This is a genomic window from Rhodococcoides fascians NBRC 12155 = LMG 3623, assembly GCF_001894785.1.
GTDB lineage: Bacteria > Actinomycetota > Actinomycetes > Mycobacteriales > Mycobacteriaceae > Rhodococcoides > Rhodococcoides fascians.
This window is the reverse complement of record NZ_BCWW01000003.1, coordinates 706276-729164: the sequence shown is the minus strand read 5'-3', so window position 1 is coordinate 729164 and position 22889 is coordinate 706276. Positions and strand designations below refer to the sequence as shown.

General features: G+C 63.9%; 19 protein-coding genes, 1 tRNA gene and 1 pseudogene. 7 read left to right on the top strand and 14 right to left on the bottom strand.

Going from position 1 to position 22889, the window contains the following annotated elements; genetic code table 11:
* From RFA01S_RS11275 to RFA01S_RS28165, 4 genes and pseudogenes are all read right to left on the bottom strand, one after another.
* On the bottom strand, positions 1-223 hold a 223-nt coding region (locus RFA01S_RS11275; RefSeq protein ID WP_072692080.1), incomplete at its 3' end, for a transposase.
* Between the two features lie 709 nt (positions 224-932).
* Positions 933-2082: pseudogene (locus RFA01S_RS11265) on the bottom strand (IS3 family transposase).
* A gap of 26 nt (positions 2083-2108) precedes the next feature.
* On the bottom strand, positions 2109-2396 hold the full coding sequence (locus tag RFA01S_RS28520; protein WP_169879426.1) for an IS3 family transposase: 288 nt from the start codon (positions 2394-2396) through the stop codon (positions 2109-2111).
* A gap of 44 nt (positions 2397-2440) precedes the next feature.
* Positions 2441-2566, bottom strand: coding sequence for a hypothetical protein (locus RFA01S_RS28165; RefSeq protein ID WP_255283971.1), 126 nt, complete (start codon positions 2564-2566; stop codon positions 2441-2443).
* A 176-nt stretch (positions 2567-2742) separates the two neighbouring features.
* Here RFA01S_RS28165 and istA point away from each other — a divergent pair, with 176 nt between their 5' ends.
* Positions 2743-4287, top strand: a complete 1545-nt coding sequence (gene istA / locus RFA01S_RS11245; RefSeq protein ID WP_032407551.1) for an IS21 family transposase — start codon at positions 2743-2745, stop codon at positions 4285-4287.
* Between the two features lie 58 nt (positions 4288-4345).
* Entirely contained in the window at positions 4346-5101 is a 756-nt protein-coding gene (istB, locus tag RFA01S_RS11240) for an IS21-like element helper ATPase IstB (RefSeq protein ID WP_032407552.1), read from the top strand.
* Positions 5102-5588: 487 nt separating this feature from the next.
* On the opposite strand, the gene RFA01S_RS11230 is transcribed toward istB, so the two are convergent.
* The 7 genes from RFA01S_RS11230 to RFA01S_RS11200 form a co-directional block, all read right to left on the bottom strand.
* Positions 5589-5662: transfer RNA gene (locus RFA01S_RS11230), tRNA-Leu, on the bottom strand.
* 48 nt (positions 5663-5710) lie between these two features.
* Complete coding sequence (locus tag RFA01S_RS11225) at positions 5711-7147, bottom strand: short-chain fatty acid transporter (RefSeq protein WP_032407554.1); 1437 nt, start codon at positions 7145-7147, stop codon at positions 5711-5713.
* Between the two features lie 116 nt (positions 7148-7263).
* Positions 7264-8208: a Ppx/GppA phosphatase family protein gene (locus tag RFA01S_RS11220; protein ID WP_032407555.1), complete on the bottom strand. Its 945-nt coding sequence runs from the start codon at positions 8206-8208 to the stop codon at positions 7264-7266.
* Positions 8205-8735, bottom strand: coding sequence for a DUF501 domain-containing protein (locus RFA01S_RS11215; RefSeq protein ID WP_032407556.1), 531 nt, complete (start codon positions 8733-8735; stop codon positions 8205-8207). The genes RFA01S_RS11220 and RFA01S_RS11215 overlap by 4 nt, the downstream gene beginning before the upstream one ends.
* A complete protein-coding gene (locus RFA01S_RS11210) occupies positions 8732-9220 on the bottom strand; it encodes an FtsB family cell division protein (RefSeq protein ID WP_238325131.1) in 489 nt (162 codons plus the stop codon). Before RFA01S_RS11210 ends, RFA01S_RS11215 begins: the two co-directional genes overlap by 4 nt.
* A gap of 259 nt (positions 9221-9479) precedes the next feature.
* Positions 9480-10766, bottom strand: coding sequence for a phosphopyruvate hydratase (eno, locus tag RFA01S_RS11205; RefSeq protein WP_027496113.1), 1287 nt, complete (start codon positions 10764-10766; stop codon positions 9480-9482).
* Positions 10767-10854: 88 nt separating this feature from the next.
* On the bottom strand, positions 10855-11565 hold the full coding sequence (locus RFA01S_RS11200) for a lytic transglycosylase domain-containing protein (RefSeq protein WP_045842124.1): 711 nt from the start codon (positions 11563-11565) through the stop codon (positions 10855-10857).
* Positions 11566-11754: 189 nt separating this feature from the next.
* On the opposite strand from RFA01S_RS11200, the gene efeU reads away from it, so the two are divergent.
* The 4 genes from efeU to RFA01S_RS11180 all read left to right on the top strand — a co-directional run bounded on the left by efeU (position 11755) and on the right by RFA01S_RS11180 (position 15759).
* Positions 11755-12636, top strand: coding sequence for an iron uptake transporter permease EfeU (gene efeU / locus RFA01S_RS11195; RefSeq protein WP_032364101.1), 882 nt, complete (start codon positions 11755-11757; stop codon positions 12634-12636).
* A gap of 14 nt (positions 12637-12650) precedes the next feature.
* The gene (gene efeO, locus RFA01S_RS11190) at positions 12651-13790 is read left to right on the top strand and encodes an iron uptake system protein EfeO (RefSeq protein WP_032364102.1); all 1140 of its coding nucleotides are present in this window, start codon (positions 12651-12653) and stop codon (positions 13788-13790) included.
* The gene (gene efeB, locus RFA01S_RS11185; protein ID WP_032407558.1) at positions 13771-15021 is read left to right on the top strand and encodes an iron uptake transporter deferrochelatase/peroxidase subunit; all 1251 of its coding nucleotides are present in this window, start codon (positions 13771-13773) and stop codon (positions 15019-15021) included. Before efeO ends, efeB begins: the two co-directional genes overlap by 20 nt.
* A gap of 96 nt (positions 15022-15117) precedes the next feature.
* Positions 15118-15759, top strand: a complete 642-nt coding sequence (locus RFA01S_RS11180) for a dihydrofolate reductase family protein (protein WP_032407559.1) — start codon at positions 15118-15120, stop codon at positions 15757-15759.
* Positions 15760-15875: 116 nt separating this feature from the next.
* Here the strand turns inward: RFA01S_RS11180 and RFA01S_RS11175 are convergent, their stop codons facing one another.
* On the bottom strand, positions 15876-16244 hold the full coding sequence (locus RFA01S_RS11175) for an ArsR/SmtB family transcription factor (RefSeq protein ID WP_032407560.1): 369 nt from the start codon (positions 16242-16244) through the stop codon (positions 15876-15878).
* A gap of 88 nt (positions 16245-16332) precedes the next feature.
* On the opposite strand from RFA01S_RS11175, the gene RFA01S_RS11170 reads away from it, so the two are divergent.
* A complete protein-coding gene (locus RFA01S_RS11170) occupies positions 16333-18312 on the top strand; it encodes a heavy metal translocating P-type ATPase (protein WP_081371318.1) in 1980 nt (659 codons plus the stop codon).
* On the opposite strand, the gene RFA01S_RS11165 is transcribed toward RFA01S_RS11170, so the two are convergent.
* Positions 18301-19215, bottom strand: coding sequence for a nucleoside triphosphate pyrophosphohydrolase (locus RFA01S_RS11165; protein WP_027496105.1), 915 nt, complete (start codon positions 19213-19215; stop codon positions 18301-18303). The two genes, RFA01S_RS11170 and RFA01S_RS11165, sit on opposite strands and share 12 nt — an antisense overlap.
* Before the next feature lie 2 nt (positions 19216-19217).
* Positions 19218-22883 (bottom strand): transcription-repair coupling factor, encoded by a 3666-nt coding sequence (gene mfd, locus RFA01S_RS11160; protein WP_032407561.1) that lies wholly within the window; start codon positions 22881-22883, stop codon positions 19218-19220.
* Positions 22884-22889 lie beyond the last annotated feature (6 nt).

Here is a 22889-nt window from a genome sequence, read left to right as displayed (position 1 = left end):
GCCGGTTGCGCTTCTTGAGCTCCCGCAGCTCAGCGGACTCGTCACCAGGGTTCTGCCGGCCGTCACGGACGACGCCGTCTTCACGATCGGCAATCTTGAGCCAGCGGTGCAGGCAACCTTCGGAGATTCCGAAGTCCTTCGCGATCTGACGCAACGGGGCCTCGCCCTTGCGTGCGACGGCGATGACGTCGCGGCGGAACTCCTCGGGGAATGCTTTCGGCATGGTGAACATCCTTCCACCGTGAGGAGCGATCCTCACAGATCAGATGTCAACCAAAGCCGGGGCAGTCCCGTACATTTGACGCCCACATCGGCGTCGTGAAGGTGTGAATCGGCGTCATCGAACGTCTGGCGGAGCTCGCCACAAGCCGCTGGCGTGTCCCCAGTGAACGGGGCCATCTTGTTTTAGAGTCTTGTTGCCCATGAGCATTGAGCGGTCCGCAGCGAGTTTCCCCAGGCTAAGAGATGTATTTATCGGCTCGGTCGTCGACGGCTTCGGATTCGGATTCGCCAACCTCACCGCCTGGCAACCTGGGTGCCATGCGTTCTGACCTGCATACGCGCCTGTGGATTGCGGGGACGGCAACGTCTTTGGACCAGACCCGTTACAAATGCTCGTCAACAGGTCCAGCTGTGTCGCCGCCTCTAAGGACTCCAGGTGGTAGCTGGTGCTGCCACCGGCTCGATCGTCTCTGATTCTTTGTGTGCGACAGACGCGCCGTCTGCAATGGACGCAGCCAAGTTGTCAATGTGCTTTTCGTCGGCACCGGCCGGAAACATCCACTGGACGTCGCGGCGGTCAGTGGTCAAACCGATAGTTGGCCGCACACTCGCGCTGTGATTCGAGCGGCCGCGCACGTACCTGACCTCGTCCAGCTGGCAGGTCCCCGATGTTCGGTCCACCGCGTTTTAGAGCCGCGTTCTGATTGATGTCAGTCGATCTCGCAACCCACAGTGTGGTGCGTATGGGTGCATTGGGCAGCGTACTCGGCCGGCGTCATGTAGCCCAGGGACGAGTGCCGATGCCGGTTGTTGTGGTCCTCCTTGAAGTCGCCGATCACGACCCTCGCTTCGAGCAGGCTGGTCCAGTGGTTCCGGTTGAGGCACTCCTTTCGCAGTCGGTTGTTGAACGATTCGATGTGTCCGTTGTTCCACGGCGTACCCGGCGGAATGTACGAGATACCGACACGGTCTCGGCAGAACTGTTGCAGCACATGCGAAATGAACTCCGGTCCGTTGTCCATCCGTAACACTCGCGGCGGCCCGCCCCGCAACGCGAACGCCTTGTCCAACTCCTCGGTCAGCCGCTGAGCGGTGATCGACCGCTCCACGATGTTGAGCACCGACAGTCTCGTGTGTTCGTCGATCATCGACGCAATCTTGATCGCCTTCCGTCGACGGTCGAGTCGAACTGAAAGTCCATAGCCCACACCACTTTCGGGGCATCAGCTTCGATCTGTGGGCACGAGCTGATACCGGCGCGTTTGCGCGGATGATAGATCCGAACCTGCAGACCCTCCTCCTTCCACAACCGGTGGACCTTCTTCTTGTTCACCGTCATGCCCTCGTCGTGCCTCAGATGCGCCCAGGCGCGACGAAACCCGTGCAACGGGTGTGTGCCTGCGTATTTGCGCAGCGTGGCTCTCAGAGCCGCGTCGGGGTCGGGGTCGGCCGGAGTTTGGGCGATCGGTGTTCGTGCGTAGGTGGAGCGGGAAAGCCCAACTGCTCTGCACGCCAATCGTTTCGACAAGCTCATCGTGGTCACGAGCATGTCGACGGCGCGGCGTTTGGCGGCTGGGCTCAGAATTTTCCCTTCGCCACCTCCCGCAGCGCGTCCTTCTCCAGCTCTGCGTCGGCGAGCAGGCGTTTGAGCCGGCTGTTCTGCTCGCGGAGTTCCTTGAGTTCTTTCGCGGCGTCGGTATCCATGCCGCCGTACTGGCGTCGCCAGTTGTACAGCGTCGCCGCCGACACCTCGAGCTCTGCCGCGATCTCCTCCTGCGTCTTGCCGGCCGCAGTGAGCTCATCGGCCCGGCGCAGCTTGCGCACGATGTCCTCGGCAGAGTTCCGTTTCCGTCCAGCCATGTTCTCCATCGTCCTATCCGCCCAGCTCATGGGCAACAGGACTCTAAAACAAGATGGCCCCGTTCACCGGGGACACGCCACTCCTCCTTCCACAACCGGTGGACCTTCTTCTTGTTCACCGTCATGCCCTCGTCGTGCCTCAGATGCGCCCAGGCGCGACGAAACCCGTGCAACGGGTGTGTGCCTGCGTATTTGCGCAGCGTGGCTCTCAGAGCCGCGTCGGGGTCGGCCGGAGTTTGGGCGATCGGTGTTCGTGCGTAGGTGGAGCGGGAAAGCCCAACTGCTCTGCACGCCAATCGTTTCGACAAGCTCATCGTGGTCACGAGCATGTCGACGGCGCGGCGTTTGGCGGCTGGGCTCAGAATTTTCCCTTCGCCACCTCCCGCAGCGCGTCCTTCTCCAGCTCTGCGTCGGCGAGCAGGCGTTTGAGCCGGCTGTTCTGCTCGCGGAGTTCCTTGAGTTCTTTCGCGGTGTCAGCGGTCATGTAATTCCCCAGGTGTGAGGGGTTGTCCGTCACGTAATTCCTCACCCGCTGTCACGTAATTCCCCACCCTGGGGCGTGTCGGTGCGGGGTTCGGGTGCTGCTCAGGTTCGCTCCTGACACGTGGTCCTGCCAAGGGCTCGTGGAAGGGGCCTGAGGTGGCAAGGAAGTCATTCACCGTGAACGATCTCATCGAGATGTTCCGACACTGGAACGCCGGCCGATCCCAAGTCGAGATCCATCAGGCGCTGGGCATCGACCGCAAAACCATCCGCAAGTACCTCCAACCAGCAGTGCGCGACGGTATCGAACCGGCACCGGCAGAGGTGTTCGACGAACAGCTCTGGCGTGAACGCATCGGCCAGTGGTTCCCCGCATTGACCGATCCCGCGGCCCGCGCCTTGACGTGGGAACACATCGCACCGCACCACGAGTGGATCACCGAACAACTCGATGTGCCGGTCACCGTCGCTACCATCGCGCAGCGTCTTCGCGATGATCACCACGTCGATGTCTCCGAATCGACCGTACGACGTTACATCGCAACGGCATTCGCCGAGCAACGGCTCGAAGAGAAAGTCACCGTCCCACGCGGGGCCGTCGAACCGGGCAGCGAAGCACAGATCGACTACGGCAAACTCGGCATGTGGTTCGACCCGAACCTCGGCCGACGAGTGACCGTGTGGGCATTCGTGATGATCCTCGCGTGCTCACGAAAGATGTTCGTCCAACCTGTCTTCCGGATGGACCAGACATCGTGGAACGCCTCGCACGTCGCTGCATTCGAGTTCTTCGGCGGCGTCCCGGCCCGGCTGGTGTGCGACAACCTCAAAACCGGTGTGGAGCGACCCGATCTCTATGACCCGATGATCAACCCCGCCTATCAGGAGCTGGCGAGCTTCTACGGCACCCTCATCGATCCCGCCCGGGCCCGCAAACCCAAGGACAAACCCCGCGTCGAGCGGCCCATGCCCTACATTCGTGACTCGTTCTGGGCGGGCCGCGACTTCACCTCACTCGTACAGATGCAGACCGCGGCATTGCATTGGGCAAGCGAGGTATACGGGCAACATCGATACCGCGGGCTCGACGGCGTGACGCCGTCGGCGATGTTCGAGGCGATCGAACAATCCGCCCTCGCCCCGCTCCCCGTGCGCCCGTTCGAGACCGTCCGATATTCGATCGGCACTGTCGCACCGGACTGCCACGTCAAAGCAGGCGCAGCGTTCTACTCGGTGCCGTGGCGACTGCTCGGGCAGAAGGTCACCGTCCGCACCGCCGGAGACATGGTCCAGGTCTTTCACGACGATACTGTCGCTGCCACTCACGTTCTTCATCTGAGTGGGCGGTCGACGAATTTCGAGCACTACCCACCGCACAAAGTCGCACACACGTTGCGCACCGTCACGTGGTGCCGCAGCCAAGCCGAGCAGATCGGTTCCGGGGCAACGAAAGTCATCGAGGAGCTGTCGACGGTCAACGCCATCCACCGCCTGCGCGCCATCCAGGCGATCATCCGACTCCGCGAGAAATACCCCGACACCCGACTCGATGCGGCCTGCACCCGGGCACTCGAACTCGACGACGTGCACTACCGCACCATCAAAGGACTCCTCGTCGCCGGCACCGAACGAGGAGAGCAGACCGACGATCACCCCTCGGTACCTGCGCCGCCGGCCCTACTCCGCGGACCCGACGCGTTCGACACTCAACAGAGCGCCTGAACTCGACAGCATCTATTCACGCTGCACCACAACCACATTCGAATCCAAGGACATCACTATGACCATTCACGACCCATCCCTGCGGACCGCACTCAAGACATTGAAACTCACCGGCATGCTCGACACCCTCGACGCTCGGCTCGCGCAAACCCGAGACGGGCAACTCGGACACCTCGAGTTCCTGCAAGTGCTCTGCGAAGACGAAATCGCACGCCGAGAATCCGCCGCCCTCACCCGACGAGTGCGCCGAGCGAAGTTCGAGCAGGCCAACACTTTCGAGGACTTCGACTTCACCGTCAGCCCGAAACTCCCTGCTGCGATGCTCCGCGACCTCGCCGCGTTGCGGTGGCTCGACGCCGGGGAATCGGTCATCCTCTACGGGCCCGTCGGTGTCGGGAAAACCCATGTCGCACAGGCGCTCGGCCATCAGGTAGCCCGACGCGGAGGGGACATCCGGTTCGTCAAATGCTCACGCATGCTCGCCGACCTCGCGGGCGGCCACGCCGACCGCACCATAGGACAACGCATGCGCGAATACACCCGTCCCAACGTGCTCATCATCGACGACTTCGCGATGCGAGAGCACACCACCACACAATCCGATGACCTCTACGACCTGGTCTCCGACCGCGCCATCGCCGGCAAACCCCTGATCCTGACCAGCAACAGAGCCCCGAAAGACTGGTACCCACTCTTCCCCAACCCCGTCGTCGCCGAATCCCTCCTCGACAGGCTCATCAACACCAGCCACCAAGTCCTCATGGACGGACCGTCGTATCGACCCCGCAAACGACCCGGCACCAAGACCACCTGACAACCGAGCCCGTCACCGATATCCTCACCACAGCAGCTCCGGACCTGGGGAATTACGTGACAACGACCCCTGGGGAATTACGCGACCGTCGACACGTGCTCGAACATCACCGGATCCGCGCCGATTTCTGCGATCGCGGACCTCGACGCAGCACGCTCATCCAACATGTCGGTAATCAAGCTGGAAACAAATATCCTGCGGCCTGACGCCCAGTCAGCGATGTCTTCTTGCCTCGGCACCACTGATGCGGAGCGTTGATCTATGTCTACATGTGGGCCCATCACCTCATTAGACATCACCCGACCGACAAGTCACGTCAGACCGGGATCGGAGCGGCCTCGTTGGTCGTATAGTCCAGGTGGCAACATATAGATCCGGCAACGTCCGGGACACACAGTTATTCTGAGATGTGTCAATATGTGTCACTCTCACTAGTGTTCGAACGTCCACGCACGTCCGACACCGACCCTGACCTGCATCTTTTCTGTGCCCCCAGTCGGACTCGAACCGACACTGTGCGGATTTTAAGTCCGCTGCCTCTGCCAATTGGGCTATAGGGGCCACCACCGCCAGAACCAGGGTTCCAGCGGTGACGATCATATCGGGCTGCTATTGGGCCGGGATGACCGGCGGCACGAAGTCGAAGGTCATACCGAGCAGCCACACCAGCAGCAGGACGACGGGGAAGTGAAAGATGAACTGCAAGAATGTGAATCCGATCAGATCACGCGCTCGCAGGCCCAGCACAGCCAACAAGGGCAGCATGAAGAACGGGTTGATCAGGTTCGGCAGTGCCTCGGCGACGTTGTAGATCTGGACGGTCCAGCCGAGGTTCATTTTCACGTCGGTGGCCGACTGCATGACGTACGGCGCTTCGACGAGCCATTTGCCGCCGCCGGACGGAACGAAGAGCCCGAGCACCACGGTATAGACCGCGATGACCACCGCGAAGCCTCCACCGGACCCGATCTCGGTGAAGAAGGTCGCCAGATGCTCGGAGATCGTGACGCCTCCCCTACCCTCCGCCTTCGTCAGCATGGCTGCCATGGCCGCATAGAGCGGAAACTGCACCAAGATGCCTGCGGTCGCGGGAACCGCTCTGCTGACCGAATCGAGGAACCGTCGCGGGGTGCCGTGCAGCACGAGACCGAGCATCAGGAACACCAAGAGATAGCCGTTGAGACTGCTCACCACCGACAGCACCGGCAGCGTCAACAGTTGGGAGACAAGCCATCCCAGCGTCATCGCGCCTACAAAGAGCGGAAGAATTCTGCTGTACTCGAGCCACTCCCCTGGCCGACTGCGCGGAGCGGGCTCGGCCACGGTGTCGTCCAAACTGACGTTCATATCCTCGGCAGTTTTGATCGCCGCGCCCTTGGGTGCAGAGAAATGCGCGATGGCCACGGTGAGGACGATGATGATCACGCACATCAGCAACGACTGCCACGTGAAGATGGTCGTACCGAAATCGAGGACACCCGTTATCGAAAGCAGTGTCGCCGGAAGCGAACTGGCCGTCGCCTGCAACTGAGCAGCTGAGGACGACATGCCCAGCGCCCACACCGCTCCGAGTCCCATGAATGCCGCAGCCCCGAGAGCCCGATAGTCCGTCCGCAGATCGTCACGCCGCGCGATGGCACGGGCCAACAGACCGGCGAACACCAGACTCAGACCCCAGTTGAGGAACGAGACCGAACAGGACAGCAGTGCAACGAAACTGACTGCGCTACTGGAGCTCTTGGGCACCTGCGCCAATCGGGTGATCAATCTGGCGACCGGTGGAGAGGTTGCCACGACGTACCCGGTGAGCACGACCATCGCCATCTGCAGCGTGAAGGCCGTCAGGTCCCAGAACCCGTTTCCGAACGCGTCGACCACATTCTGCGGAGACGAGCCGTTGGCGAAGGCAGCAACAGCAACGACCACCACGCCGACGAGGGCGAAGATGTACGCGTCGGGAAACCATTTCTCGGTTCCCTTGGCGAGCGCTTGCGCTACGCGCGCCAGACCTTTCTCGGCCGGGGCCTGCTGGGCGGGTGTCGTCATCGGTGGTCCTAGCCTCGTCGGGAGCAGTGACGTGAGCCACAGCGCCTATCAGGCTTCACCGAAACACGAAGCGATGCAACCTACATCGCCGCAGACCGGGTCTGCGGAATTGCAGATCAGATCTTGATGGACATCGCGATGCCGTCGAGGATGTCGTGCTCACTGACCGTCAACGAGCTGACAGCGCCGCGTCGCTCGAATTCCTCGGCCAGCACGCTGCACACGATCGCTCCGCCGCCGATGACGTCGACCCGTCCGGGGTGCATGGGCCCCAACGCACTTCGCTGCGTGTGGGTCATGCCGATCAGGTCCTCGCATACCTCGAACAACTGCGAGAAGAGCACACGGGACAAGTGCACTGCGTCGGCGTCGTACTCGGGTAGTTCTTTGGCGATGGCCGCGATGGTCGTCATCGTGCCGGCCACACCCACCCAGCTCGACGCGTCGCCGATCGAGACTTCCTCGAATGCCTCCGCCAACTTCTCGCGCGCATACTCACGCGCACCGTTGATCTCGTCTGCGGTGGGAGGGTCCGAATGCAGGAATCGTTCGGTCAGACGGACGCAGCCGATGTTGGCCGAGAACGCCGCCTTCACACCTTTGGCGTCGCCCAGTACGAGCTCGGTGGAACCGCCGCCCAGATCGACGACCAGGAAAGGTCCTGCAGCAGAATCGAGTTCACCGACCGCTCCGGCGAAGGACAACCGAGCCTCTTCGTCTCCGGTGATCACCTCGGCCTCGGCACCGGGAATGACCTTGCCGAGTACCTCACGCACCATCGAGAAGAAATCCTCCCGATTCGACGCATCACGGGTGGCGGAGGTGGCGACCATGCGCACCGCGGTGGCCCCGGTCTTACGGATGATCTCCGCGTACTCCACCAATGCCACCCGGGTGCGCTCGATCGCCTCGGGCACGAATGCTCCGGTCGCGTCGACGCCTTGCCCCAAGCGCACGACCCGCATCTCACGAGCGACGTCGGCGAGGGTCTTACCGTTGTTGTCTGCGACGAGCAGGCGGATGGAGTTGGTGCCGCAATCGATTGCTGCAACCCTGGTCATGATTTCTCCGCACGTAGTTCTTCGATGGTCGGCCAATCGGCCGGAATAGCTTTGCCGCGCAACGAGTTCTCGGCTGCCAACGCCACCGACTCGTCACCGAGCGGATTGACTCCTGGACCCTTGGCCAACGAATGCGCGATCAACACGTGCAGACATTTGACGCGGTCGGGCATGCCGCCGCCGGTGAAATCCGTTCCGAGAGATTCGATCTCGTTGCGCTCAGCCAGGTACGACTCGTGTGCACGCAAATATGCGGCAGCCAATTCCGGGTCTGTGGCCAAACGTTCCGTCATCTCACGCATGACTCCGGCCGATTCCTGCCGACTTGCTTCCGCCGTCAATCGCGGGTCGGTCAGGTAGTACAGGGTGGGAAACGGAGTGCCGTCGGGAAGCTTCGGGGCAGTTTTCACCACCCCCGGCTTACCGTCCGGAGATCGATACGCGATTTCGAGTACGCCACGCGGTTCACGTCCGAGCTGCGATGCGACCGCATCGAGATCTTCCTGCGAGACTGCCGAGGAATTCACCCGACGGGTCCCCCTTCTGGTTCTGGCACCGGCGGGGCCGGAGCGGGTTCTGGCTGTACGACGGGCATGGGCGCGGACGTGGGCTCCGACGGCTGGTCCGATCCCTGCGGCTGCACCGCGGTGTTCCACAGGTCGGTGTACCACGGCCCGGTCGGAGTGTTGTCCACCTCGAGATCCTTGGAGCTCGGCGAGTAGTCGCCGGGGAGCTGCACCTGATACGGCGTCTCCCCCGGCATGACGAAACGCAGCCGCTCGCGAGCATCGGCAGCGATACGGGACGGTTCGTTGAGCTGAGATTTCTGGGTCTGGAGCGCGTCCACCTCGTCCTGCAGGGTCTGACGCTCGGCCAACACGGCCTCGAGCTCACCGCGCTGCGAGAAGTAGGTCCTGAGCGGCACGGCCAGCGTCAACGCCAACGCGCACACCACGACACCGAGAACGACTGCGCGTCCGGTGGACAGCCCGAAGAACGTGCGCTCGGGCATCTTGGGCCTACGAACACCGACGCGTCTGGGAGCGGCTTTGCCACCCACCACGGCGTCACGCGCCTGATCCGAAGGCTCCGGTGGAGTGGCCGGCCGACCGGAGGCGGTCTCGTCGCGAGACGCACCCCCGGTCGGCTTCGAGCGATTCGGAGAGGAAGGACGGCCGCGGGGTCGGGGATCCCGTCCACCTGGACTGGTCCCGGACCTCCCGCGTCGTGCCATCATTCACTCTCCACTTCGTGCATACGTATCGGTTGACTCAGCCCTCGTAATTGAACCGGGGGAAAGCCAGCTCGCCCGCGTAACGCGCCGCGTCACCGAGAGCTTCTTCGATTCGCAGCAACTGGTTGTACTTGGCGACGCGCTCGCTTCGGGCGGGGGCACCGGTCTTGATCTGCCCGCTGCCGACGGCAACTGCCAGGTCAGCGATGGTGGTGTCCTCGGTCTCGCCGGAACGGTGGCTCATCATCGTCTTGTAACCGTTGCGATGCGCCAGATCCACTGCGTCGAGGGTCTCGGTCAGCGTGCCGATCTGGTTGACCTTGACCAGCAGTGCGTTGGCCGCACCCTTGACGATGCCGTCTTCGAGACGCTCGGGGTTGGTGACGAACAGGTCGTCGCCGACAAGCTGAACCTTGTCGCCGATCGACTCGGTGAGTGCAACCCAGCCGTCCCAGTCGTTCTCGTCGAGCGGATCCTCGATGGAGACCAGCGGGTAGGCGTCGACGAGCTCGCCGTAGAAGGCCGACATCTGCTCGGCGGACTTGGTCTCACGCTCGAAGGCGTAGCCGGTGCCCGCGGTGTAGAACTCGGTGGCCGCCACGTCGAGGGCGAGCGCGACATCCTGGCCGGGCTTGAGACCGGTCTTGCCGATGGCCTCGAGGATCAGGTCGAGAGCTGCCTTGGTTCCGGCGAGATCGGGAGCGAAGCCGCCCTCGTCGCCGAGGCCGGTGGACAGGCCCTTGGCCTTGAGCACTGCCTTGAGTGCGTGGTAGACCTCGGCACCCCAGCGCAGCGACTCCTTGAACGTGGCCGCACCGATCGGCGCAATCATGAATTCCTGGACGTCGACGCCACTGTCTGCGTGCGCGCCACCGTTGATGATGTTCATCATCGGCACCGGCAGGATGTGGGCGTTCGGGCCACCGAGGTAGCGGAAGAGCTCGAGCCCGGTGGACTCCGCAGCAGCCTTGGCGACGGCGAGCGAAACACCCAGCAGGGAGTTCGCGCCGAGGCGGGACTTGTCGGGAGTGCCGTCGAGGTCCAGGAGGGCCTGGTCGACGGTGCGCTGCTCGATGGCGTCGAGGCCGATGACGGCGGGTGCAATCTCGTCGAGCACCGCGTTGACGGCCTTCTCGACGCCCTTGCCGCCGTAGCGGTCTCCGCCGTCACGAAGCTCGACGGCCTCGTGCTCACCGGTGGATGCGCCGGAGGGAACGGCTGCACGGGTCAACGTCCCGTCGTCCAATGCGACCTCGACCTCAACCGTGGGGTTGCCACGGGAATCGAGGATCTCGCGAGCTCCGACCTGCTCAATGATGGCCACGAATGCTTCTCCTAGTAACGGGGACCGGCGGACTGTGCCGGGTGCAAGACTAGCCGCTGTTGCATGGTGCCCGCGATGCACGGAGTTTCTACGGCCTGGTGCCCACCGAGTACGCGGCCGCTCGATCTCGCACGTCGCGCAGATACTGGCCCGAGAGGTTGTACGCCATCAACGCGCTCTCCCACCCCTGCGCCGTCCGCAGATCACCGCCGCGCGCGCAGAGATAACGCGCAGCCGTCAGAGCGGCGTCGTCGATGTTGTCCGGATCTGCGATGCCGTCGCCGTTGGCGTCGACACCCCATTTCTTCCACGTCTCGGGGATGAACTGCATGGGTCCCATCGCACGATCGAACTCGGCATCGCCGTCCATCGATCCGCCGTCGGTGTCCGGGATCTCGGCGACGCCCGGTCCGCCGTCGAGTGGGATTCCGCGAATCGGCGGTGCGACGAGTCCGTCGGGTTGCACGGAAGATCCCTGGTAGGTGCCGTGCCGACTCTCGATGTACCCGATCCCGGCCAGTGTCGTCCAGGCGATGCCGCAGTCCGCGTCGGTCTCAGCCATGATCGCGGCAGCGTGCCCGTACGACGCGAGTGCGGTCACCGAGATACCGAGCGCATCGGTCTGCGGCTCTGCCCAGGCAATGAGCAGATCGGCCGTTCGGCCGGGCGCATTGAAGTCGATGATCGGCACCTCCGTGCCCGGGCCGGGCGGAATGCCCTCGGGAATCTCACGCTTCGGCTCGCTGCTGCCACATGCGGTGAGCGCAAGGAGTACCGATGCGGTGGCGAGCACGCAGATTCGTGAGATCACCTCACCATCCTGCACACGGAAGGTAATAGAAAGCTAAAGACCGATAAAACCCCAGTACAACGTGCATAAGGACCAGGTTGCAGGGTGTATGTTTCTGTCAACCTTCACGCATGAGGGTCGCCTACCCTTCGCGAGGCAAGGCGTACCAATGTTCGACGCACAACAGGAGCACCTTTCGTGTCCGTACTGGCTGCCGCAGGATCTGCGCCGTCGATCGCTACCCAGATGTTCGGCAGCGGTCTGATCGGTCTTCGCGAGGGTCTAGAGACCGGCATCGTGGTGATGATTCTCGTGGCGTTCCTCGTCAAGGCGAACCGCCGCGACGCCCTCAAGTGGGTGTGGCTGGGAGTCGGCCTGGCCGTCGCGATGGTGGCGGCGATCTTCTTCGTGATCCACTACGGCACGTCCACCGTCACCGGACTGACGGCCGAGATCATCGCGGGAGCGGCCTCGCTGGTCGCCGTCGTCATCGTCACGGCCATGGTCCTGTGGATGCGCACCGCCGCCAAGAACATCTCCGGCGAGCTGCGGGCGAACATGGAGAAAGCTCTTACCGTCGGGCCTGCGGCAGTGCTGACGCTCTCGTTCTTCGCCGTCGGCCGTGAGGGCGTCGAGACGGCACTGCTCATGGTCGGGTACGCCGAGAACACCAACGGCAGCCTGTGGCCACTGCTCGGACTTCTACTGGGCATCGTCGCCGCCGCAGTACTGACGGTGTTCCTGTACTTCGGCGCGGTGCGCATCAACTTTGCCGTGTTCTTCAAGTACACCGGCATCTTCCTCATCGTGGTCGCCGCCGGAATCCTGGCCTACGGCATCCGCGCCCTGCAGATCGGCGGAGTCCTACCCGGTGGCAGCGCTGTCGCCTTCGACATCACCGCACACTTCGATGCCTCGAGCTGGTACGGCACGGTACTCGCCGGGATCTTCAACTTCCGCCCCGAACCCACTGTCTTCCAAGCGATCGCGTGGGTGCTGTACATCGTCGTCGTGTTGTTCATCTTCCTCCGCCCGGTCCGCGTTCCCGCGGCTCCCGAGCCTGTACTTCAGAACTCCTGAAAGGCACCACCACCATGCGTCGTACCACCTACGCTCTGGCCGCGGTCGCGGTTCTACCGATGGCCCTGGCCGGATGCACCGAGAAGTCCTCGACCGAGGCCGCGTCGGGCGATATCGCCGTCACGGCCACCGACTCGTCCTGCGACGTCGGTGCATCCGAGGGCACCACCGGAAACTCCACGTTCCAGATCACCAACAACGGCAGCAAGGTCACCGAGTTCTACGTCTACGGCGAGGGCGACCGAGTCATGGGCGAGGTCGAGAACATCGGACCGGGTCTCACGCGTCAGCTCATCGTCGCTCTGCCCGACCCCGGCACGTACCAAACCGCCTGCAAGGCAGGCATGGTGGGCGACGGCGTCCGCGCCGATTTCGTCGTGACCGGCGATTCGGTTCGCCAGACGGACGAGGACGGCTTGCTCACCGAGGCGGCTGCGGGCTACAAGCGCTACGTCGTCAGTCAGATCGACGCGTTGCAAGAGACCACGACGTCGTTCGTCACCGCGGTCAAGAGCGGCGACGTGGCCGCCGCCAAGGCCCAGTTCCCCATCGCGCGTAGCTATTACGAGCGCATCGAGCCGGTCGCCGAGAGCTTCCCGGACGATCTCGATCCGCGCATCGACCTGCGCGAGCCCGACGTCGAGCCCGGCGCGGAGTGGACCGGCTTCCACCGCATCGAGAAGGACCTGTGGACGCAGGGACTGCAGCCCGACACCAACGCGATGGCCGATCAGCTCGAGGCCGACATCACCGAACTCGCAGACAAGATCAAGGCCGACGACTTCACCATCGACCCCGTCCAGGTCGCCGGTGGCGCACAGGGATTGCTCGACGAGGTCGCCAAGACCAAGATCAGCGGTGAAGAGGACTTCTTCTCGCACACCGATCTGTGGGACTTCCAGGCCAACGTCGACGGCTCGCAGGCAGCCATCGCGGCCGTGCGTCCGATCCTCGACGAGCGCAACGCCGAACTGGGCACCGCGATCGACGCCCGCTTCGCAGAACTCGACGCCGAACTCGCCAAGTACCGCAGCGGCGACGGCTTCGTCTTCTACGACACCGTGACCGAACCGCAGCGACAGGAACTGTCGAACAAGATCGACGCACTGTCCGCCGAAGTGAGCCAGGTGCAGGGTGTCGTTGCCGGACAATAAGACTGGACAGTTCTCCCGGCGGCGCCTCTTCGGTGCCGTCGGGACCGGGGCTGCACTCGTCGGAGTCGGGGCCATCGCGGGACACGCGACGGCCTCGGGCGCAGAGGTGCCGACGTCGGACGTCGTCGAGTTCCGCGGCGACCATCAGGCCGGCATCGTCACTCCGGCACAGGACCGCATGCACTTCGTCGCGTTCGACGTCACCACCGACTCTCGCGAGGATTTCGTTGCGCTGCTGAAGAAGTGGACCCTGATGGCCGAGCGGTTGGTGCATGGCGAGGAGACGTTCGACGGCGGAGCTGTCGACGGCGGCCAGTACAACCCGCCCGCCGACACCGGTGAGGCGCTGGGCCTGACCGCATCGTCTTTGACGTTGACGATCGGTTTCGGTCCGGCACTGTTCGATCGGTTCGATCTGGCGTCGAGAAGACCTGCCTCCCTTGCTGATCTGCAGCACTTTCCGGCCGACAACCTCGACCCGCGCCGCTCGGGTGGCGACCTCTGCATCCAGGCCTGTGCAAACGACCCGCAGGTTGCCGTGCACGCCATTCGCAACCTCGCCCGCGTCGGGTTCGGCACGGTTTCGGTCAAGTGGTCTCAGCTGGGCTTCGGACGCACCTCGTCCACCTCGACCACCCAGGACACCCCGCGAAACCTGTTCGGCTTCAAGGACGGGACCGCCAACCTCAAGGCCGAGGACCCGTCTCTGCTGGACGAGAACGTCTGGGTTGCCCCTGACGACGATCAGGAATGGATGGCAGGTGGCTCCTACCTCGTGGCCCGCCGTATCCGCATGCTCATCGAATCGTGGGACCGCACCACGCTCAAGGAACAAGAGCGAGTGATCGGGCGCAGCAAGGGATCCGGCGCACCGCTCGGTCAGAAAGATGAATTCGACGCACTCGACTTCGAGTCACAGGGACCCGAAGGCACCTTCATCGACAAGACCGCACACGTGCGTCTGGCGTCGAAGGAAAACCTCGGCGGCGTCCAGATCCTGCGTCGGGGATACAACTTCACCGACGGATCGGACGGCTTCGGACACCTCGACGCCGGACTGTTCTTCATCGCCTACTGCCGCGATCCCCTGACCCAATTCGTCCCGATGCAGTTGGCACTGTCTCGCAAGGACGCACTGAACGAATACATCCAACACGTCGGGTCTGCGGTATTCGCCTGCCCACCCGGCGTCGGAGAATCCGAGTACTGGGGTTCCACGCTGTTCGAGTGATTCAATCGCCGGCCCCACCCCGTCCGGGCGGTGAGTTCGTGCACGCGGTTCGGTCTACACCGTCGTATGTTTTCGTCATCGACATCGGGAGCACATATGGGTCAGCTGGTTCGGGTACAGAATTTCACCGTCTCGAGCGACGGGATTGCTGCGGGCGAGGACCAGAGCCTCGAGAGCCCGTTCGGTCTCGACCATCTGGCACTGATGAGGTGGTACTTCGCCACCGCCAGTTTTCCTGGAAACGCCGGTTCGAGCGGTAGCCGCGGACTCGACGACTACTTCGCCCGCGACTTCGCCCGCAACATCGGTGCCGAGATCATGGGCCGACACAAGTTCGGGCCACAACGCGGACCCTGGGCCGATCACGAGTGGCAGGGCTGGTGGGGTGACGAGCCGCCGTTCCACACGCCCGTCTTCGTGCTCACCCACCACGAACGGCCGTCGATCACACTCTCCGACACCACGTTTCACTTCGTCGACGGCGAGCCCGCCGACGTACTGAAACAGGCGAAGGAGGCGGCCGACGGGAAGGACGTGCGACTCGGCGGTGGCGTCACGAGTATCCGCGAATTCCTCGACGCAGATCTGGTCGACACCATGCACATCGCCGTCGCACCCATCGAATTCGGCTCGGGCCTGAAGCTGTGGGATTCACCCGACGAACTGAACGACAGATTCGAGCACGAAGTTGTCCCGAGCAGCAGCGGTATGACTCATCACCTGTTCTGGCGTAGGTAGCCGGACCGGATCAATGCGCCTTTGTTGCACTCTGACCGACTGAAACCCACATTGATCCCAACCCGAGGGACGAGGAATATCCCCCCAGCGCGAGTATTGGGGCGAGTGAGAACATCTCAGGCGGAGTCGGCATCGGAGGGGAAATCCGATGCCGACATTCCGAGGTGCTCGATGTGGTAGACGGCCTCGTCGAGCAGCATCGCGACGTGGTTGTCGTACAGGCGATAGATGACGCTTCGGCCCGAGCGAGTTCCGGTGACCAGCCCCATGGCGCGTAACAAACGGAGCTGATGAGATACCGCCGACTGTTCCATTTCCACTGCCTCGGCCAAATCGTTGACCCCGCTCGGCCCCTGCCGTAGCTGCGTCAGAATGCGCAGTCGGCTCGGCGTGGCCAGAGCCTGGAGGGTCGCGGCCACCGTGGCGGCAGATTCGGCATCGAGCTGCGCAGGCGGCGTGCTGCGTCCCTCGACTCCATGTCCCATACGACCACTATAGTTTATGTACACATGTAAAGGTCTTCATGTAATCCTGTACGGTGAGGTTCGCACTCTCCGAGGAACGAAGGCCCACATGACTTTCACCAGCACCGCCCCGGCACAGGCCGACGTGCGACCCCCAGCCGGCGCGAGCCGCACCCGTCTCGTCGACATCACCGAAGTCAGATGGGCGCTGGCCGCGACGGCACTGTTCGCCCTCGGACTTCTCGCGCAGTTGATCGACGCGCCGACATGGACGTACTGGGCGCTCTACCTCGCCTGCTACGCCACCGGTGGGTGGGAGCCTGCGCTGGAAGGACTCCGGGCGCTGCGGGACCGAACGCTCGACGTCGACCTGCTGATGATCGTCGCCGCACTCGGTGCCGCCGCGATCGGGCAGATCTTCGACGGCGCACTGCTGATCGTCATTTTCGCCACGTCCGGTGCCCTCGAAGCGGTGCTCACCAGACGCACCGCCGACTCGATTCGGAGTTTGCTGGATCTGGCACCCGAGACCGCGACCGTGCTCGACACCTCCGGCCACGAACGAACGGTCGACGCATCCGACCTCCGTCCGGGCGACATCGTGACAGTGCGCCCCGGCGAACGCATTTCGGGTGAAGGCACCATAGTCGACGGTGCATCCGACATCGATCAGGCCTCGATCACCGGAGAATCGGTACCCGTCTCGAAATCCGTGGGCGACGAGGTGTTCGCCGGAACCATCAACGGCACTGGCGCACTACGGATCAGAATCGACGTCGACCCGTCCGACACGATCATCGCGCGCATCGTCACCATGGTCGAGCATGCGTCCGAGACCAAGGCCGAGAAGCAACTGTTCATCGAGAAAGTCGAGCAGTACTACTCGAAGACCGTCGTGCTCTGTACCGCAGCGATATTCGCGGTGCCGATGCTGCTCGGGAACGACCTCGAATCGTCGTTGCTGCGAGCGATGACGTTCATGATCGTCGCGTCACCGTGCGCGGTGGTCCTGGCGACCATGCCGCCCCTACTCGCAGCGATGGCCACCGCGGGCAGAAACGGCGTACTGGTCAAGTCTGCCGTGGCGATGGAACAGCTGCGCTCCATCGACACGGTCGCCTTCGACAAGACGGGAACCCTGACCGAGGGAACACCGCGAGTCGAACGCATCGACGCGCTGGGTGAGTTCACCGAGCACGAGGTACTCCGCCTGGCAGCTGCAGCGGAGAACGGGAGTGAGCATCCCATCGGGACTGCCGTCGTCGAATTCGCGAAGGCTAGAGGTGTGTCGATACCGACCGCAACGCACTTCGATTCGACACCCGGCATGGGAGTCACGGCAACGGTCGACGGCCGCATCGTCACGGTCACGAAACCCGAAGCCGCACAGCACAACACGAACGCCCCGGCCGAGCGCACCGCCGCCCTTCGAGAAGCCGAGGGCATGACGGCGGTGATCGTGCACCTCGACGGAGAAGCGATCGCGGTGATCGGACTCGTCGACATCGTTCGCGCCGAAGCCGACACCACGGTCGCAGGTCTCGAAGAACTGGTCGGCACCCCAGCGGTGCTTCTCACCGGCGACAACGACCGCGTTGCTCGAGCAGTGGCAGCGCGCGCCGGAATTGTCGACGTGCGCGCGGGGCTGCTGCCCCAGGACAAGGCCGAGGCCGTCACACAACTGCAGAACGAACGTACCGACGGCGAGACCCCGCGGCGAGTGCTGTTGGTCGGCGACGGCGTCAACGACGCGCCGGCGATGGCCACGGCCGACATCGGTGTCGCCATGGGACGTCGAGGATCCGATCTCGCGCTCGACACCGCCGATGCCGTCCTGATCCGCGACGACCTCGGTGCCCTGGCGTCCGTCATCGCGCTTTCGCGGCGGGCTCACCGCATCGTGGTCGCGAACCTGGTAATTGCGGCGACGTTCATCGTCGTGCTGGTCGCCTGGGATCTGATCGGCACCCTACCGCCCCCGATCGGCGTGGCCGGTCACGAAAGCTCCACGGTTATCGTCGCTTTGAACGGGATGCGATTGCTGTCTTCGCGTGCCTGGAAGCAGAAAGCGTCCCGGTCAGCCGCGTAGACCCCAGTGTTCGATCCAATCCAACGCACTCATCTCTCCCGGCGTGACGCCCGCATTGCGGGCCGATGCCTCGGCATTACGGATCAACGCCGCGAAATCGAGTACTCGACGCCGTAATGCGTCCTCGGCACTGTCCCCGCCGTTCGAATGGTCGACGCCGATGTGGACGACCCGTAGACCGTCCGGAACGAGCTCGTCGGGCAATCCTGCTTTGCTGGCGCGTCCGATCACCTTCTGCGCCAATGCAAGTGACGGCTGAGACATCGCGATGCCGTCCAGGCAGGAGCCCCTGGCTTTTTCCGACGCTTTCTTCTCTTCCCACATCCGCTCCTGCTCGACGATGTCGATCGGTCCGGTGTCGGTTCGGCTCAGATGCGGGCTGCGGTGTGTCAGCTTCCGCACCAGACCTGCGGCAACGTCATCGACGTCGAAGGGGTCCTCGGCGGCGTCCTGGGCGATCCGGGAGTGAAAGAGCACCTGTAACAACAGGTCTCCCAGCTCTTCACGGAGGTCGACCAAGTTGCCGGCGGCGATGGCGTCGAGCAGCTCGTAGGTCTCTTCCAGAAGATAACCGCGCAGCGACTCGTGCGTCTGCTGAGCTTCCCAGCCGCCGACGCTACGCAAACGGTCCATCAGCTGAACCGCCGCGATGACGTCGTCGCCAGGAAGCTTCTCGGCCGCGACGACGCGTTCGCCGCGGGCGATCCGGTTCTGTACATCGGGATTGGTCCGGTCGGTGCTCACCAACACGGCATCGACGTCGTCGGGCGCGGCGGTGCCGGAGAACAACCAGCGCACCTTCACCGGAACCTCTTCGGTGAACTGCACTGCGCCACCGAGAAATTCGACGGCGTCCACCGGTACCTGAGTAGGACGAACAGGGTCGAGCAGAACGATCGTCACCGCTACACCCCCACAGTTTGCTCCAACAGGACGGACCGAGATGGCTTCCCGTCCAAGGATAGGATGAGATCGGCGATGAACTGCACCAATTCGACATCGCGGACGCGCGCCGCTCCGACACCGCCGCCTTCGACGCGGGGCAACGGCAGCTGCACCACTCCGGTGGTCGCACGATACGTCGCGCTCGGGTAGAGGCGCTTGAGCCTGATCTGCTTGGAATCGGGCAGGTCCATCGGAGCCAATTTCACCTGTGTCCCGGCCACATTGACGTCGGTCAGGCCGTACTCCTTAGCGATCAAGCGCAGCTTCGCGATGGAGACCAGGCGGCCGACCTCCTCGGGTAGCGGGCCGTAGCGATCGACGAGTTCGTCGATGACGGCGTCGATGCCCTCGGAGTCGGCCGCGGCGGCGAGCTTCCGGTAGCCCTCGAGCCGAAGCCGGTCGCTGGTGACGTAATCCGGCGGGATGTTCGCATCGACGGGGAGGTCGATACGCACTTCCTTGGGTGCCTCGTCCGTCGTGATCGGCTTACCGTCGGCGGCAGCGCGGTAGGCCTCGACCGCTTCACCGACGAGCCGCACGTACAGATCGAATCCGACGCCGGCGACGTGGCCCGACTGCTCGGCTCCCAGAACGTTTCCGGCACCACGAATTTCGAGGTCCTTCATCGCCACGGCCATACCGGCTCCGAGGTCGGAGTTCTGCGAGATGGTCGCCAAACGGTCGTAGGCGGTTTCGGTGAGCGGCTTCTCCGGCGGGTACAGGAAGTACGCGTACCCGCGTTCGCGGCTACGACCCACTCGACCGCGCAGCTGATGCAGCTGGGACAGGCCGAGCGAATCGGAGCGTTCGACGATCAGCGTGTTGGCGTTGGAGATGTCGAGACCGGTCTCGATGATGGTGGTGCACACCAACACGTCGGTCTCGCGTTGCCAGAAACCCTGCACGGTGCGTTCGAGAGTTTCCTCGTTCATTTGACCGTGTGCGGTCGCCACTCGCGCCTCGGGGACGAGATCCCGAATCTTCTTGGCGGCCTTGTCGATCGAGCTCACTCGGTTGTGCACGAAGAACACCTGGCCGTCGCGCAGCAATTCACGCCGGATGGCGGCGGCAACCTGCTTGTCGTTGTAGGCACCGACGTAGGTCAGCACCGGATGCCGCTCCTCGGGCGGGGTGAGGATGGTCGACATCTCGCGAATGCCCGCCAGGCTCATCTCCAGCGTTCGCGGAATCGGGGTGGCCGACATCGTCAGCACGTCGACGTGAGTACGGAGCGACTTGATGTGCTCCTTGTGCTCGACGCCGAAACGCTGCTCCTCGTCGACGATGACCAGGCCGAGGTCCTTCCAGGCGACACCGGTCTGCAGCAACCTGTGCGTGCCGACGACGATGTCGACGGTGCCGTCGGCCAATCCGGCCATCACTTCTTTGGAATCGGCACCGTGGGTGAAGCGCGAGAGCCCTTTGACCGTCACCGGGAACGACGCCATCCGCGCGGTGAACGTCTGCAGATGCTGTTGAGCGAGAAGCGTTGTCGGGACCAGGACGGCCACCTGCTTGCCGTCCTGAACTGCCTTGAACGCGGCGCGCACGGCGATCTCGGTCTTGCCGTAACCCACATCGCCGAGGATGACGCGGTCCATCGGGACGGCCTTCTCCATGTCGGCCTTGACCTCGGTGATGGCTGTCATCTGATCGACCGTCTCGGTGAACCCGAACGCATCTTCCATCTCGCGCTGCCACGGAGTGTCGGCCCCGAAGGCGTGCCCCGGAGCCGCCTGACGAGCGGCATACAGTTGCACGAGTTCGCCGGCGATCTCGCGAACCGCCTTGCGCGCCTTGCGTTTGGTGTTCGCCCAGTCGGACCCGCCGAGCTTGCTCAGTGTCGGCAGTTCGCCGCCGACGTAGCGCGAGAGTTGATCGAGCGAATCCATCGGCACGAACAGGCGGTCGCCGGGATGACCGCGCTTGCTCGGCGCGTATTCGACGACGAGGTATTCGCGCCGGGCACCGCCGATGGTGCGCTCGACCATCTCGACGAACCGGCCGATGCCGTGCTGATCGTGGACGACGCTGTCGCCGGCGACGAGAGCCAGCGGATCGACCTGATTGCGCCGCTTCGCCGGTAGCTTGCGTCCCTCCCCCGCCGCCGCGACACGGTTGCCGGTGAGATCGCTCTCGGTGACGACCACGAGCTTTGCGTCGGGAAACACCAGACCGTCGTGCAACGATCCGCACAGGACGTTGACGACGTCCGGAACCGGGACGGCGCCGGAATCGAGATGTGCAGCAGGCACTTCGGCCTCGGCGAGGCGCTCGATGATGCGCTTGGCGGTGCCGGCTCCGGCCACGGAGATGACGGCCCGTCCCCCGGTGGCGATGTGAGCTCGCAGGGTGGCGTACAGCGCCGTCAACGCTTCCTCGGAACCTCGCACCTCGGGCACGGGATCGACGGCGAGCTCCACTTCTTCGCCGTTCCCCGACGCCAAGGGGCTGATGGTCCACCACGGCCGACCGTGCACCTGGGCCGATTCACGTACCTGCCGCAGCGAGCGGTACGCGGAGGCACCGAGATCGAGCGAGGCCCCCTCGAGGCTGGACGTATCGAGGGTGGACGTATCCAGTGGCGCGGCTCCACCGATGGATGCCGCAGTCCAGGACGCTTCGAGGAATTCCTGTCCGGTGCGGACCAAATCGGTTGCGCGAGTTCGGATTCGCTCGGGATCGCAGAGCAGGACGTGGGTCCCGGCGGGCAGTGTGTCGGCGAGCAGTTGCAACTCGCCGGGTTGCAGCAGCGGCAGCAGCGCCTCCATGCCCTCCACCGGGACTCCGGCCGACAGCTTGTCCAGCATCTCGACCAACGCGGTGTCACCGGCATTGTCGGCGGCGAGCACGGCCGCGCGATCCCGAACCTCCTGCGTGAGAAGCAATTCTCGGCACGGCGGCGCGATGACGAGATCGACCTCGTGATCGGGGAGCGATCGCTGATCGGAGACCGCGAATGCGCGGAGCTCGGTGATCTCGTCGCCCCAGAATTCGACGCGAATCGGATGATCGGCCGTCGGCGAGAACAGGTCGAGAATGCCGCCGCGGACGGCGAATTCGCCGCGCTTGCCCACCATGTCGACGCGCAGGTAGCCGAATTCGACGAGGCGATGGATCAGCCCGTCGAAGTCCAGATCGAGACCGACTTTGAGCGTGACGGGTTCGATCTCGCCGAGACCCGGGGCCATCGGCTGCACCAGCGAGCGAACGGTGGTGACGATGACACGCAGCGGATCGCCGTAGTCGCTGTCGCCGGGGCGGGCGAGACGACGGAGCACATCGAGACGCTTGCCCACGGTATCGGCGCTCGGGGAGAGCCGTTCGTGCGGCAGCGTCTCCCACGACGGGAACATGGCGACGCCGCCACCGAGAATCTGGGTGAGTTCACTCGTCAGGTCGTCGGCTTCGCGTCCCGTCGCCGTGACGATCAGAAGTTGGGTGTGCTGCGCGATTGCGGCGGCCACGAACGGGCGCACCGAGTGCGGCCCGATCAACGTGTGCTCGGCCGTTCCGATCGCGTCGGCGACCGCGACCATCGACGCATCCGTCAACGCGACACTGGCGAGCCCCGAAAGGTGAAGCGCCGCGTCGGGAACGATCGGGGCCGGCCCGGACGTGGTCATGGCAGG